Here is a 13,152-nt window from a genome sequence, read left to right as displayed (position 1 = left end):
GCCTCACCATAACCAGATCAGTTGCCGGCGGATGTGCCGTGTTCATAGACGCTGATATGGCGCCAACTGCCGGCGGTGTAGGGCTCGCCCTCCCAGCCGCCCCACCGTTCGCGCAGGCGGAGGCCCGCGATCCTGGCCATGAGGTCGAACTCCGGGGGATGGGCGAGGCGGAGCCTGATCGGGCCGAAGGTAATGCCCTCTGGCCTGATCCGGACGTGGTTGATGTCGAGGATCTGGGTGATGGGGTCGTACCTGCTGACGTCGAGGCCGACGTCGTCGAGGCCGATGTGCTCCGGGTCGACGTACTGGTGGCCGGGACGGGCCGGGGCGGTCGGGACGCGGCATTCCAGGACGAACGCCCCGCCGTCGTCCAGATGCCGGGCGGCGTTCTGGAAGCAGCGGACCTGGTCGTCCTGGGTGAGGAGGTTGCCGATCGTGTTGAACACCAGGTAGACGAGGCCGTAGGCGCGCCCGGTGGTGACGCGGGACATGTCGCCCATCGTTACGTCGATCCGGTCGCCGCCCGGCTTCTCGCGCATCCGGTCGACCATGTCCGGCGACAGCTCGATGCCGTCCACCCGCACGCCGGCCCGCGCCAGCGGGAGCGCGATGCGGCCGGTGCCGACCGCGAACTCCAGGGCGGGACGGCCGTTCGCGAGGCCGGCGAGGAACGCGGCCGTCTCCTCCTCGTCGCCCCGGATCTCCTCGGCGTCGTAGCGTTCGGACACGTCCCTGCCGAAGCTGGTCCGCGGGTCGAAGCCCTTCATGCGCACGTCCTTCCGTTCGGTGCCGTGAAGAGCAGTCCACGCCACGCGCTCGCGTCCGCCAACGGATGTAGCGTGGGGCTTAATGATCAGCTTCGAGCTCGGCGTCGAAGACCTCGCGGACACCCGGTTCGCGCTGTCACCGGTGAACGAGGCGTGCCTGAGCCTGCGCGTCCTCCGCGAGCCCGGCCTGCAGACGGTGCACCTGCCCTGGCGCCGCGCGGTGCTCGCCCGGCTCGACCCGGACGACGTCCGCCTGCTGACCTCCCTCGTCGGGACGAGGCTGGCCGTCCCGGACTTCCTGTCGCCGCGCCCCACGACCTTCGCGCCGCGTTTCGAGGACCAGCTGGCCCTCGTCCGCCGGACGCCTCCGGAGACGGTCCGCAGGGACATGGAGGCCGCGCTCGTCAAGGCGACGCCCCCGGACGGCGCCTCGGCCGCGAGGCTCCGCGACGACGCCTGCGACGTGCTGCTGCGCTACTGGCGGACGGCGCTCGAACCGGTGTGGCCGCAGATGCGGCTGGTCCTGGAGGCCGACATGACCTACCGGGCGCGGCAGCTCGCCGTGGGCGGCGCCCGCCTGCTGTTCGCCGACATGCACCCGAACCTGACCTGGCGGGACGGGGTGCTCTCCATCGACAAGATGATCGGACGGCACCACGTGGCGGCGTCCGGACGCGGCCTGCTCCTCATGCCGGCGGTGTTCGCCCACAAGCCCGCCCCGCCCGTCCACCCGGACGAGCCGCCCGGCCTGTCCTATCCCTGCCGCGGCGTCGCCACCCTGTGGACGCCGGCGCCGGCCCCCGGCGCCACCGCCCTGTCGGCGCTGCTCGGCACGCGCCGCGCCGAGCTGCTGACCGTCCTCGACGAGCCGCTGCCCACGGTCGAACTCGCGCGCCGCCTGAAGGTGACCCCCAGCGCCGTCTCGCAGCACCTGCGGGTCCTGCACGACGCGGGCCTGCTCACCCGCGCCCGGGACGGCCGGCACGTCCTGTACCGCCGAAGCCCCCTCGGCGACCAACTCGTATCAGGACGCTAGACCGAGGCCGCCCGAAGGTCCTCACCGGTGCCCGAGCAGGCTGAGCGCCGCCAGGGAGACCGCGCCGACGAGCGCCGTCGAGAGCAGGCCGAGGAGGAGGCCGCGCCGTCCCGTCCGCAGCAGGGAGCGGACGCGGACGGACGTCCCCAGCCCGAACATCGCCGCCGCCAGCAGCACCGTCGAGACCTCCTTCGCCCCCGCGAGGACCGGGCCGGGCACGGCGCCCGCGCTGCGCAGCAGCAGCATCACCAGGAACCCGGCCACGAACGGCGGCACGATCGGCGGACGCTTCCCGCCGGTCGCCCCGCCCGCCCGGCGCTCGACCACGCCCATCCCCGCCACCATCGGCGCGAGCAGCACCACCCGGGTCAGCTTCACGATCACGGCGGTGCCGACGGCCGCCGCCCCGGCGGGGGACGCGGCGGCCACCACCTGGGCGACCTCGTGGACGCTCAGCCCCGCCCACATGCCGAGCGTCTCCGGATCCAGCCCGAGCACGCGGCCGCCCAGGAACGAGACGACGGCGATCGCGGCGCTTCCGTAGATCGTCACCAGCGTGACGGCGGTCGCGACGTCCTCCTTCCGGGCGCGGGCGACGCTGTCCATGGCCACGATCGCCGAGGCCCCGCAGATGGAGAACCCGGTCGCGACCATCAGCCCCAGGCCGCGCGGCACCCCGGTGAGCCGGGCCAGCCCGAGCGTCCCCGCGAACGCCAGCACGACGGTGGCCGCGACGACCGCGAGCATGCCGGGCCCGAGCCGCACCACCTCGGTGAGGCTGAGCTGGAGCCCGAGGAGGACGACGCCGGCGCGCAGGAGGGTGCGGGTCGCCCACTGGAGGCCGTCCGCCGTCACCGCGGGCAGCGCCCCGCCGACCACGACCCCGATGAGCACCGCGACGGTCAGCGCGCTCACCGCCGGGACGAGCCGGTTGACCGCCATCGCCGCGCCCGCGCCGCCCGCCGCCACCGCGAGGCCGGGCCCCGTCCGCTCCCACCATGACCTCGCCCGCTCGGGGCGGACCGCGTCCAGAGTGCTCATGCATCCGAGGCTTCCGCCCGCCCCGCACGCCCGGTACCGGCCGTTTCGGCCTCACGTCATAGCCTGAGGGCATGACCCCTCACCCCGACATCGACTCGCTGCGGCTGCTCGTCCTGGTCGCCGAGCGGGGCAGCCTGACGGCCGCCGCCGGGGAGCTGCGGATCAGCCAGCCGTCCGCGAGCAAGCGGCTGTCCCGGCTGGAGCGCCGGCTCGGCGTCCGGCTCGTCGACCGGACCCGCCGGGGCTCGTCCCTCACCCCCGCCGGGACGCTGGTGACCGGCTGGGCGCAGCGCGTCCTGGACGCCCTGAACGCGCTCGCGGACGGCGTCGAGGCGCTCCGCCGCGAGCACACCGGCCACCTCACCGTCGCCGCCAGCCTCACCGTCGCCGAGCACCTGCTGCCCGCCTGGATCGGGGAGCTGCGCCGCGCCGACCCCGACCTGCACGTCGGCATGCAGGTGACGAACTCCGCGCACGTCTGCGAGCTGGCGCGGCAGGGCGAGGTCGACATCGGGTTCATCGAGTCGCCGGGCCGCCCCGCCGGGCTCCGGTCTCGGACCGTCGCGCGGGACCGGCTCGTCCTCGTCGCGCCGCCCGGCCACCGCTGGACGCGCCGGAGGCGCCCCGTCCCGGCCGCCGAGGTCGCCGCCACCCCGCTGATCAGCCGCGAGGCGGGCTCGGGGACGCGGCAGGCGGCCCTGCAGGCGATGTCCGCGCACGGGCTGGACCTCGTCCCGCCGCTGCTGGAGCTCGGCTCGGGCACCGCCGTGCGCACCGCCGTCGTCGCCGGCGCGGGCCCCGCGCTGATCAGCGAGCTCGTCGTCGCCGCCGACCTGGCCACCGGCGCCCTCGCCGAGATCCCCATCGACGGCGTGACGCTGGAACGTTCCCTGCGCGCCGTCTGGCGGACCGGCACGACCCCGTCCGGCCCCGCCGCCGCCCTCCTCACCCACGCCCACCGCCCGTGACCCCCCGATGGATCACCCGGCGCGGCGCGCGAGCCACCGGGTGGTGCGGCGGTCGGTCCAGAAGCAGCGCGGCCCCTGCCAGAGCGTCAGCCGCCCCTCGGCTCCGACGGCCGACTCCCTGGCCCGCTGGTCACGCTCGGCCCGCCGCAGTACCTCGTCCCTCGACACCCCGTCAGTCTCTCCGGCCGGGCCGCGGAGGTCACCCCAGGTGGAGGAGCTCCTGGGCGTCGTCGTGCAGGCGGCGCGCGGCGAGGCCGTAGCCGGCGGCGAGGTCGGCGCGGATCCGCTCCGCACCGCAGGACGGGCACGGCGTGATCGGCTGCGTCATGGCGGACGATCTTAAGGAGCCCGCACCGCCCATGTCAGGTCGTTCTGCCATGATCTGGTCGGCGGGCGCGCGGCCCCGGCGCCGTCAGGACCGCCAGCCGGCCGGGTTCGTGCACGACTCGCGGGAGATGCCGGAGCCGGTGTCCGGGAACGCGCCGAACCGCTCGTGGTGCAGGTGGGCGAACAGGTAGCACATCGACTCGCAGCCGGCGTCCTCGACGGCCATGCGCGGGTCGGCGGACACCGCCGCGTAGAACTCGCGCCCGAGCGCCACGATGAACCCGCGCGCGTACAGGAAGCCGTCGTCGGAGCCGTCGGTCACGGCGTGGACGTCGGAGCGGTCGATGTCGTGGAGCATGCGCTCCGCGACCCGGTCGAGGTCGGTCAGCTCCGCCGGGCCGAGGTCGCGGGCGAGCCCGCGGAGGTTGCCGATGAACGCGTCGAGGCCCTTCTCCACCACGGTGAACGCCGGCAGGTCGTAGCCGGCGACCTCGGGGTCGCGGGTGGCGAGCGCGTGCCGCGCCCGCGCGGCCTCGTCGCCCAGCGGCGCCCAGGCCGCCTCGATCAGATCCCAGAAACGCTCGTCGTTCACGGCTGCCTCTCGTCCTCGGGCCGACGTCGGGCAGCCAACCAGGCGCCTCCGACGATCCGGCGGCCCGCCGGGGTCAGGACACCGAGTCCTCGACCTGCTTGCGCAGCACCTTCCCGGTCGCGTTGCGGGGGAGCGGGTCGGCCGTGATGTGCCAGCGGGACGGGACCTTGAAGTAGGCGAGCCGCTCCTTCGCGAAGGCCGCGAGCTCCTCGGGCGACGGGGGATCGCCGGCGAACACGGCGACCGCCGCGACCTCCTGGCCGAGGTCGGGGTGCGGGACGCCGATCACGATGCACTCCGAGATCCCCGGGTACTCGGCGAGGACGTTCTCGATCTCCGTCGGGTAGACGTTCTCGCCGCCGCGGATGATCAGGTCGGAGCGGCGGGTGGTGAGCCGCAGCCGGCCGTTGTCGATCATGCCGATGTCGCCGGTGCGCAGCCAGCGGTCCGCGTCGATGCTCGCGGCGGTGGCCTCCGGGTCGCGCCAGTAGCCGACCATGTTGTAGGCGCTGCGGGCGCACACCTCGCCCTCGGTGCCGTCCGGGACCGGCTTGCCCTCGGGGTCGCGGATCTCCACCTGGACGCCGAGGTTCGGGGCGCCGAGCGTCCCCGGCGCCTCGGCGAGGTCCATCGGGGTGGCGACGGAGATGGCGGTGCACGACTCGGTCAGGCCGTAGCTGTCGACGAGGGCGCCGCGCGCCGGCGGGAACACCGACTGCAGGCGCTCCTTGAACGCTGGCGAGGACGGCGCGGAGGCCAGCGCGAACGCGGTCAGCGACGACAGGTCGTACTTCGACAGGTCGCCGTGCTCCATCATGCGGTGCGCCATCGTGGGGACGGCGCCCCAGTTCGTCACCTTCTCCTTCTCGACCAGGCTCAGCACCTTGTCCACGTCGAAGCCGCCCATGTGGATGACCACGGCGGTCCCGGTGGCGAGGCGCGGGACGGCCAGGTTGTGCAGGGACGCGATGTGGAACAGCGGCAGCGCGAGCAGGTACCGGCGGGAGGAGGCGTCGATGCCGAACGCGCCCATGACGGCGTCGTTGTACCGGTGGTACTCGATCACCGAGGTGAGGTTCCGGTGCGAGTGGACGGCGCCCTTCGGGCGGCCCGACGTGCCGCTCGTGTACAGGATGACCGCGGGGTCGTCCTCGGCGACGTCCGGGACGTCCAGCTCCGCGCCGGGGTAGCGGGAGGTCAGCGACGGGACGTCCTTCTCGATCGTCAGCACGTCCTCGGAGATCAGCGCGGCCCGCTTCGCGTCGGCGATCACGATCTTCGGGTCGGTGTGGCCGAGCGCGTACTCGATCTCCTGCGGCGTCCACCAGGCGTTGTAGCCGACCGCGACGGCGCCGGCGGCGATCGCCGCCCAGAACGAGATGATCCACTCGGGGCTGTTCGCGGCGTTGATCGCGATGCGGTCGCCGGGCCGGACGCCGAGGTCGTCCCGCAGCGCCTTCGCCATGGACGCGACGGCGGCGGCGTGCTCGGCGAACGACAGCCGGCGGGACGCGGTGACGAGGTAGTCCCGATCGCCGTGGGCCGCCGAGCGGACGAGCACCTCGCCGAGGCTGCGGGCCCGGTTCGCGAACACCGGCAGCCGCGCGCCGAGCACGTCGTCCTCCCGCAGCTCGAACTCGCCGCCGGGACCGGTCAGCTTCGCGATCATCTCCATCGGACCCTCCTCCTCGCCGGAACGGCCCATTGTGTGCTGCGGCACACCGGCGCCACCAGGGCATTCCGCTCAGCGGGACGGTCACGGACCGTTCCACGCCGAACTCATTCCCGCTGAGCGGGACTGGACCTTTTACGTGCGCCGCGTCACATCACCATGACCGCACCAGGACTGAGCAGACCGGACTGACCAGGCATGACCTGGCGGACCGGGCTGGGCGCGCAAGCAGGACTGAGCGGAGAACCAATGGCAAGCCTCAGCGACAAGGTCGCGATCGTCACGGGAGCGGGACAGGGCGTCGGGCAGGGCATCGCGCTCGCGCTGGCGTCCGAGGGCGCCGCCGTCGCGGTGCTCGGCCGCACGCCGGCCAAGCTCGACGCGACGTGCGAGCTGATCCGGGAGCGCGGCGCGAAGGCCGAGCCGTTCGCGTGCGACGTCGCCGACACCGCGGCGATCCCCGGCGTGGTGGAGCGGGTCGCCGAGACGTTCGGCGGCATCGACGTCCTCGTCAACAACGCCTACTCGGGCTCCTACGGCCCGCTGCTGGAGATGAGCGACGCCAAGTTCCAGAAGGGCTTCGTCACCGGCCCGTTCGCGGCGTTCGCGTTCATGAGGGCGTGCCACCCGCACATGAAGGCGCGGGGCGGCGGCAGCATCGTCAACCTGGTCACCTCCGCCATGGTCCGCTGGGACCCGGCCACCTACGGCGCCTACGCCGCCGCCAAGCAGGCCCTCCGGTCGCTGACCCGGACGGCCGCGGCCGAGTGGGGGCCGGACGGCATCCGCGCCAACAACATCGCCCCGCACGCCCTGTCCCCGGGGCTGAAGTGGTGGGCGGAGAACAACCCCGAGGCGGCCGAGGAGTTCCGCAAGACGATCCCGCTCGGCTACATCGGCGACTGCGAGGACGACATCGGCAAGGCCGTGGTCGCGCTCGTCCAGCCGGCGATGCGCTACCTCACCGGGGCGACCATCCCGCTCGACGGAGGCCAGGCCAACTTCGGCTGACCACCGCTCCACCCCCGCCTGCCATCACCGGCCGTGAACCGGCGCCGGCAGCGCGCGGCCGACACGCGGCGACACCCGCATCCGGCGTACCAGAGGGCCGCCGGGTGGGTCGCCCGCACCCACGAACCCCGTCCCCCGCCTGCCCGAAACACCACTTGCCGCCCTGCGGCCGGTGAAAGGAGTACGACCTATGAAGGTCGACAAGATCGGACGCCTCGCAGCGGGCGCCCTCGCGGTGGCGCTCGTCACCGCGTCCTGTTCCAGCGAGCGTTCGGGCACGGACGGCGTGTCCGAGGGCACCGGCTCGAACGGCGGCGCCGCCGCGTCGAGCAAGACGTTCGGGACGCTGGCGTCCCCGTGCGGCCCCGGCGACGCCAAGGGCAAGACCGACCAGGGCGTCACCGACGACGCCATCACCATCGGCTTCGGCGACGACCGCGGCTTCGCCTCCGCGCCGGGCCTGTCCAAGGAGATGGGCGACGCCGTCGCCGCGATGATCGACTGGTGCAACCAGCAGGGCGGCATCAACGGGCGCAAGATCAAGGGCAACCAGTACGACGCCGCCTACATGCAGTCGGCGAAGGTGATGCAGGAGTCCTGCAAGCAGGACTTCATGCTCGTCGGCCAGGGCTTCGCGATGGACGAGGCCGCCGAGCAGTACCGGGTCGCCTGCAAGCTCCCGACGGTCGCCGGCTTCACCGTCGGCCCGAACGCCGCGATGGGCCCGATGAAGTACGAGTCCGTCCCGTACCCGGTGGACATGATGAACATCGGCGGGCTCCGCCTCGCCGAGAAGCTGTTCCCCGACTTCAAGGACAAGACCGACATCCTGCTGTCGACCTCCCCGGCCGTCAGCACCGGCACCGGCAAGATCGCCGGCGCCATGAAGGAGATCGGCATCACGCCGCTGGAGTGCGGCGTCCGGCTGAACGACAAGGGCGAGAGCAGCTACATGCCGTTCGCCGAGAAGATCAAGAAGTGCGGCGCGGGCTACCTGTGGTCGTCCGACTCGCCCGACCCCGGCCAGTTCAGCCTGCTGGAGTCGATCGAGCGCGCCGGCGCCAAGCCGAAGTACGTCTTCGAGGCGACCTGGTACAGCACGATGGTGTCCAAGTGGAACACCGCGGGCGCGGGCGACAACCTGCACGTCGGCATGATCTTCCAGCCGCTGGAGAACGCCGGGAAGGTCCCGGCGGTCAAGCAGTACATCGACATCGTGAACGGCAAGCAGGGCAAGGTCGCGCTGCTCGGCATGCAGGCCACCTCGGCGTTCCTGCTGTGGGCGCAGTCCGCGCAGAAGTGCGGCTCCGACCTCACCCGGCAGTGCGTGATCAACGAGCTGTCGAAGGTGCACGAGTGGACGGGCGGCGGCCTGCACGCGCCGACCGACCCCGGCAACAACAAGCCGGCGTCCTGCTCGCTCATGGTCAAGCTCAACAAGACCAAGTACGAGCAGGTCTACCCGAAGAACGTCGGCGAGTTCGAGTGCGGCCCCGAGTTCGTCGTCAAGACCGACCCGAAGGCCTCGGGCGTGAAGCTCGACGACGACCGGATCTCGACGAAGTTCCTGACCGACGACGTCATCAAGCCCCAGTCCTCCTGATCCGACCCGGCGGAGGCGGTGACCACATGGCGGTGAGCAAGTGACGACGTTTTTGACCTACACCATCCTGGGTCTCGTCCTGGGCTCGGTGTACTCCATCGCGGCCTCGGGGCTCGTACTGACGTACAACACCTCGGGAATCTTCAATTTCGCGCACGGTGCGCAGGCGATGTTCGGCACGTTCCTGTACTGGCACTTCACCGAGCGGTGGGGCTGGCCGGTGTGGCTCGCGCTGATCATCGTGATCGGCCTCGTCGGCCCCGCGATGGGCGCCGCGCTGCACGCCGCCATCATGAAGGGCCTGCGCGGCACCGCCGACGTCACGAAGATCATCGTGACGGTGGCGGTGCTGCTCGGCACCGTCTACCTCGCGCAGTGGATCTGGAATCCGGACGAGGCCCACACCGTCGACATGTTCTTCGGTGCGGGCGCCAAGATCACCGTGGCCGGTGTGGTCGTCCGGTACCACGAGATCGTCTGCCTGGTCGCGGCCGTCGCGATCGCCGCCGGGCTGCGGGTGCTGTTCACCCGCAGCCGGATCGGCGTCGTCATGCGCGGCTCGGTCGACGACCCGGACCTGCTGCGCCTGAACGGCCACGACCCCGAGCGCGCCGCGATGCTGTCGTGGGCGCTCGGCTCCACCCTCGCCGTCCTCGCCGGCGTGCTGATCGTGCCGATCAGCGGCGGCGGCCTGGACGCGAACATGCTGACGCTGCTGGTCATCGACGCGTTCGCGGCGGCGATGTTCGGCCGGCTGCGCAGCATCCCCCGCACGTTCGCCGGCGCGATGGTGCTCGGCCTCGCCGCCAACTACGTGCTCGCCTACCTGCCGTCGGCGGGCACGTTCACCGGCAACCTGCGCGTCTCGCTGCCGATGATCCTGCTGTTCGTGGTGCTGGTGGTGCTGCCCCAGGACCGGCTGCGCGGGGCCGCGATCCGGACCCGCGAGCGGTACCGGGTGCCGACCGTCCGGGGCGCGGCCGTGTGGGGCCTCGTGCTCGTCGCGGTCGTCTACCTCTACAGCCTGCTGCTGTCGGACGGCGCGATCACCACGTTCTCGCTCGGCATGACGTTCGCGATCATCGCGCTGTCGCTGACCGTCCTCACCGGCTACGCGGGCGAGCTGAACCTCGCCCCGCTGGCGTTCGGCGCCGTCGCGACCGTCGTGGCGTTCCACGCCGGGGTGGTCGGCACCGGACTGGACGCGCGGATGAACATCCAGGGCGTGCTGCTCGCCGTCGCCGCGGCGGCGGTCGTCGGCGGGCTCGTCGCGCTGCCGGCGCTGCGGCTCCGCGGCCTCTACCTGGCCCTCGCGACGATGGCGTTCGGCGAGTTCCTGTCGAACATGGTGCTGCGCGACACCACCCGGCACGAGCTGTTCGGGGTGGGGTTCACCCTGTTCCCGGACGGGTCGCTGGTCGTCCCGCCGCTGAAGGTCGGTCCGCTCGACCTGCGGGACGGGACGACGTCGCTGATGACGGCCACGGTCCTGTTCGCGCTGATCGCCGTCGGGCTCGCCGCGCTGCGCAACAGCGGGTACGGGCGGCGGCTCGCCGCGATGAAGGACAGCCCGGCGGCGTCGGCGATGCTCGGCCAGAACCTGGTCCGGCTGAAGCTGAGCGTCTTCATGATCTCCGCGGCGATCGCGGGCCTCGGCGGCGTGCTGATGTCGGCCGCGACCGGGACCGTCGCGCAGGAGAACTTCACGTTCATCGGCAGCCTCGCGCTGCTGATGCTCGTCGTGGTCGCCGGCATCGGCTACCTCAGCGGCGCGCTCGTCGGCGGGCTGATGGCGGGCGTCGGGTCGGCGGTCCTCGTGTCCACGTTCAGCGACCTGGCGCTCGACAACGAGGGCATGGCGACGATCTACAACGCGCTCGGCCACCTCGTCCTGGTCGGGACGGCCCTGGTCGGGATGGGCGTCGGCCGCAACCCGAGCGGCTTCGTCCACGACCTCATCGAGGGCTACCGGGCGATCCGGAACGCCAGGCCCGTCCTGTACGGGGCGGCGGCGCTCGGTGCCGTCCTCTACGTCCTCGCGCTGACCGGCGTGATCGGGACGTGGACGTTCGCCCTCATCGCCCTCTGCGCGGTCATGCTGCTGCCCGTCTTCGGCCGCATGTACCTGGACGAGGGGCGGCGCGACCGCCCGACCCCGCTGGAGCTGATCGGCGTGGACGAGCCCTACACCGACGAACACCGCGCCCGCCTCGACCGCGAACTCGGCCTGCCCGCCGTCCTGGAGAAGGGAGGTTCACGTGCCACTGCTTGAGACTCCGCTTCTGGAGACGAAGGGCATCACCGTCCGGTTCGGCGGCAACACCGCCGTCGACAACGTCGGCCTCACCGTGGGCGAAGGCCGGATCACCGGGCTGATCGGACCGAACGGCGCCGGCAAGACGACGATGTTCAACACCATCACCGGCTTGCAGAAGCCCGCGTCCGGCCAGGTGCTCCTGGACGGCGACGACATCACCGGGCTGTCCCCGGCCAAGCGCGCGCGGCGCGGCATGGCGCGCACGTTCCAGCGGCTGGAGCTGTTCCTGTCGCTGTCGGTGCGCGACAACGTGCGCGTGGCGGGCGACATCCTGCGCAGCCACAGCCGCAAGCGCTTCGACCTCGACGAGGAGACCGACGAGATCCTCGAACGGACCGGGCTCACCGACGTCGCCGGCCGCGACGTGTCCGACGTCCCGATCGGGCGGGCCCGCGTCGTGGAGGTGGCGCGCGCGCTGATGACCTCACCGCGCGTCCTGCTGCTGGACGAGCCCGCGTCCGGCCAGACCGAGCGCGAGACCGAGGCGTTCGCGGAGATGCTCACCGGCCTCGCCGCCGGGGGCCTCGCGATCTGCCTGGTCGAGCACGACCTGCCGCTCGTGATGAAGCTGTGCTCGACCATCCACGTCCTCGACTACGGCGCGCTGATCGCGTCCGGAACGCCGGCGGAGATCAAGGAGTCGCCCGAGGTCATCGCCGCCTACATCGGCACGGAGGAGGCGTCCCATGAGTGACCCGGAGGCGGCGGCCGAGCCGCTGCTCGAGCTGGTGGGCGTCCGCGCCGGCTACGGCGCGATCGAGGTCCTGCACGGCGTCGACCTGGCGCTGAAGCCGGGGTCGCTGCTGGCGCTGCTCGGCCCGAACGGCGGCGGCAAGTCGACCACGATGCGCGTGTGCGCGGGCCTGCACCCCCCGACCGGCGGCGAGCTGCGCTTCGCGGGCCGCACGGTCAACGGCATCTCCGCGCAGGACGCGGCCCGCCTCGGCGTGTGCTCGATCCCCGAGGGCCGCGGGATCTTCCCGAACCTGACGGTCCGGGAGAACCTGTGGGCCGCCACCGGAACCGGAGCGAAGCGGGAGGAACTGGAGGAGAAGGCCTACGCCCGCTTCCCCCGCCTCGGCGAGCGCCGCGACCAGCTAGCCGGATCCATGTCCGGCGGCGAGCAGCAGATGCTCGCGCTGTCGCGCGCGCTCGGCACCGACCCGGCGGTGCTGCTGCTCGACGAGCTGTCCATGGGCCTCGCGCCCATGATCGTCACCCGGATGTACGAGACGGTCGCCGAGCTGGTCGCGGGCGGCCTGTCGGTGCTGGTGGCCGAGCAGTTCGCCCGCGCCGTCCTGCCCATCGCCGACACCGCCGCGCTGATGCTGCACGGGCGCGTGGTGGCGGCCGGCCCGCCCGCCGAGATCGAAGACCGGCTGTCCAGCGACTACCTGGGAGGTTGACCCACCATGCTCACTGAGGAACGACGCCAGCGGTTCAAGGACGACGTGGCGAACCAGAGGCTGAAGACCGACCAGTCCCGCTTCGACGGGGTGCTGCGCATCGTCGGCGCCATCGCGATGGTCGCCGGCGTCGTCGGCGTCTTCATCGCCTACAACGTCTCGCTCACCAAGGACGACATGCGGGACGTCGGCTCCCTGCAGACCCTCGCCGTCGGTTTCCTGGCGGTGACCGTCCTGGGCGCGGCCCTGTACCTGGCGGCAGCGGTGACCCGCGTCCTGCGCCTATGGCTCCTACGCCAGCTCCTAGAGCAGCAGGCCCAAGCGGACCAGATAGCCGCCGCCCTCCGCCCCGACGCCTAACCCCCGCGTTGACCTGCGGCGTGTTGTTGTTATGAGCCGCCTCATAACAACA

14 protein-coding genes are annotated in these 13,152 nt (G+C 72.3%); 8 read left to right on the top strand and 6 right to left on the bottom strand.

Annotated elements, in window-relative coordinates:
* Nucleotides 1-17 precede the first annotated feature (17 nt).
* Nucleotides 18-767 carry a class I SAM-dependent DNA methyltransferase gene (locus ABFX46_RS01045; RefSeq protein ID WP_346039429.1) on the bottom strand — a complete coding sequence of 250 codons (750 nt, stop codon included), beginning with the start codon at nucleotides 765-767 and terminating at the stop codon, nucleotides 18-20.
* Nucleotides 768-849: 82 nt separating this feature from the next.
* Between ABFX46_RS01045 and ABFX46_RS01040 the strand changes: the two genes are divergently transcribed.
* A complete protein-coding gene (locus ABFX46_RS01040) occupies nucleotides 850-1,803 on the top strand; it encodes an ArsR/SmtB family transcription factor (RefSeq protein ID WP_346039428.1) in 954 nt (317 codons plus the stop codon).
* 21 nt (nucleotides 1,804-1,824) lie between these two features.
* Here ABFX46_RS01040 and ABFX46_RS01035 read toward each other — a convergent pair whose 3' ends face one another.
* On the bottom strand, nucleotides 1,825-2,844 hold the full coding sequence (locus tag ABFX46_RS01035) for a YeiH family protein (protein WP_346039427.1): 1,020 nt from the start codon (nucleotides 2,842-2,844) through the stop codon (nucleotides 1,825-1,827).
* Nucleotides 2,845-2,915: 71 nt separating this feature from the next.
* Here ABFX46_RS01035 and ABFX46_RS01030 point away from each other — a divergent pair, with 71 nt between their 5' ends.
* A complete protein-coding gene (locus tag ABFX46_RS01030) occupies nucleotides 2,916-3,812 on the top strand; it encodes a LysR family transcriptional regulator (protein WP_346039426.1) in 897 nt (298 codons plus the stop codon).
* Nucleotides 3,813-3,824: 12 nt separating this feature from the next.
* Here the strand turns inward: ABFX46_RS01030 and ABFX46_RS01025 are convergent, their stop codons facing one another.
* From ABFX46_RS01025 to casG, 4 genes are all read right to left on the bottom strand, one after another.
* On the bottom strand, nucleotides 3,825-3,980 hold the full coding sequence (locus tag ABFX46_RS01025; RefSeq protein WP_346039425.1) for a hypothetical protein: 156 nt from the start codon (nucleotides 3,978-3,980) through the stop codon (nucleotides 3,825-3,827).
* Between the two features lie 31 nt (nucleotides 3,981-4,011).
* Nucleotides 4,012-4,140 carry a hypothetical protein gene (locus ABFX46_RS01020; RefSeq protein ID WP_346039424.1) on the bottom strand — a complete coding sequence of 43 codons (129 nt, stop codon included), beginning with the start codon at nucleotides 4,138-4,140 and terminating at the stop codon, nucleotides 4,012-4,014.
* Nucleotides 4,141-4,224: 84 nt separating this feature from the next.
* Complete coding sequence (locus ABFX46_RS01015) at nucleotides 4,225-4,731, bottom strand: DUF4240 domain-containing protein (protein ID WP_346039423.1); 507 nt, start codon at nucleotides 4,729-4,731, stop codon at nucleotides 4,225-4,227.
* 73 nt (nucleotides 4,732-4,804) lie between these two features.
* Complete coding sequence (gene casG / locus ABFX46_RS01010; RefSeq protein ID WP_346039422.1) at nucleotides 4,805-6,406, bottom strand: steroid-24-oyl-CoA synthetase; 1,602 nt, start codon at nucleotides 6,404-6,406, stop codon at nucleotides 4,805-4,807.
* Between the two features lie 246 nt (nucleotides 6,407-6,652).
* On the opposite strand from casG, the gene ABFX46_RS01005 reads away from it, so the two are divergent.
* The 6 genes from ABFX46_RS01005 to ABFX46_RS00980 all read left to right on the top strand — a co-directional run bounded on the left by ABFX46_RS01005 (nucleotide 6,653) and on the right by ABFX46_RS00980 (nucleotide 13,100).
* Nucleotides 6,653-7,414 (top strand): SDR family NAD(P)-dependent oxidoreductase, encoded by a 762-nt coding sequence (locus ABFX46_RS01005; protein WP_346039421.1) that lies wholly within the window; start codon nucleotides 6,653-6,655, stop codon nucleotides 7,412-7,414.
* Nucleotides 7,415-7,604: 190 nt separating this feature from the next.
* Nucleotides 7,605-9,017, top strand: a complete 1,413-nt coding sequence (locus ABFX46_RS01000; protein ID WP_346039420.1) for a type 1 periplasmic-binding domain-containing protein — start codon at nucleotides 7,605-7,607, stop codon at nucleotides 9,015-9,017.
* A gap of 40 nt (nucleotides 9,018-9,057) precedes the next feature.
* Nucleotides 9,058-11,289, top strand: a complete 2,232-nt coding sequence (locus ABFX46_RS00995; protein ID WP_346039419.1) for a branched-chain amino acid ABC transporter permease — start codon at nucleotides 9,058-9,060, stop codon at nucleotides 11,287-11,289.
* Nucleotides 11,276-12,028: an ABC transporter ATP-binding protein gene (locus ABFX46_RS00990; protein ID WP_346039418.1), complete on the top strand. Its 753-nt coding sequence runs from the start codon at nucleotides 11,276-11,278 to the stop codon at nucleotides 12,026-12,028. The genes ABFX46_RS00995 and ABFX46_RS00990 overlap by 14 nt, the downstream gene beginning before the upstream one ends.
* The gene (locus tag ABFX46_RS00985; RefSeq protein ID WP_346039417.1) at nucleotides 12,021-12,740 is read left to right on the top strand and encodes an ABC transporter ATP-binding protein; all 720 of its coding nucleotides are present in this window, start codon (nucleotides 12,021-12,023) and stop codon (nucleotides 12,738-12,740) included. Before ABFX46_RS00990 ends, ABFX46_RS00985 begins: the two co-directional genes overlap by 8 nt.
* Nucleotides 12,741-12,746: 6 nt before the next feature.
* Complete coding sequence (locus ABFX46_RS00980) at nucleotides 12,747-13,100, top strand: hypothetical protein (RefSeq protein WP_346039416.1); 354 nt, start codon at nucleotides 12,747-12,749, stop codon at nucleotides 13,098-13,100.
* The last annotated feature ends 52 nt before the right edge of the window (nucleotides 13,101-13,152 follow it).

It is taken from the genome of Actinomadura chokoriensis, assembly GCF_039529475.1.
In the GTDB taxonomy this organism is placed as follows: Bacteria; Actinomycetota; Actinomycetes; order Streptosporangiales; family Streptosporangiaceae; genus Spirillospora; species Spirillospora bangladeshensis.
This window is presented reverse-complemented; position numbering and strand designations above follow the sequence as displayed.

Coding starts and splice junctions, on each gene's coding strand:
- ABFX46_RS01045 (WP_346039429.1), bottom strand. CDS start 767: ATGAAGGGCTTCGACCCGCGGACCAGCTTCGGCAGGGACGTGTCCGAA.
- ABFX46_RS01040 (WP_346039428.1), top strand. CDS start 850: ATGATCAGCTTCGAGCTCGGCGTCGAAGACCTCGCGGACACCCGGTTC.
- ABFX46_RS01035 (WP_346039427.1), bottom strand. CDS start 2,844: ATGAGCACTCTGGACGCGGTCCGCCCCGAGCGGGCGAGGTCATGGTGG.
- ABFX46_RS01030 (WP_346039426.1), top strand. CDS start 2,916: ATGACCCCTCACCCCGACATCGACTCGCTGCGGCTGCTCGTCCTGGTC.
- ABFX46_RS01020 (WP_346039424.1), bottom strand. CDS start 4,140: ATGACGCAGCCGATCACGCCGTGCCCGTCCTGCGGTGCGGAGCGGATC.
- casG (WP_346039422.1), bottom strand. CDS start 6,406: ATGGAGATGATCGCGAAGCTGACCGGTCCCGGCGGCGAGTTCGAGCTG.
- ABFX46_RS01005 (WP_346039421.1), top strand. CDS start 6,653: ATGGCAAGCCTCAGCGACAAGGTCGCGATCGTCACGGGAGCGGGACAG.
- ABFX46_RS01000 (WP_346039420.1), top strand. CDS start 7,605: ATGAAGGTCGACAAGATCGGACGCCTCGCAGCGGGCGCCCTCGCGGTG.
- ABFX46_RS00985 (WP_346039417.1), top strand. CDS start 12,021: ATGAGTGACCCGGAGGCGGCGGCCGAGCCGCTGCTCGAGCTGGTGGGC.
- ABFX46_RS00980 (WP_346039416.1), top strand. CDS start 12,747: ATGCTCACTGAGGAACGACGCCAGCGGTTCAAGGACGACGTGGCGAAC.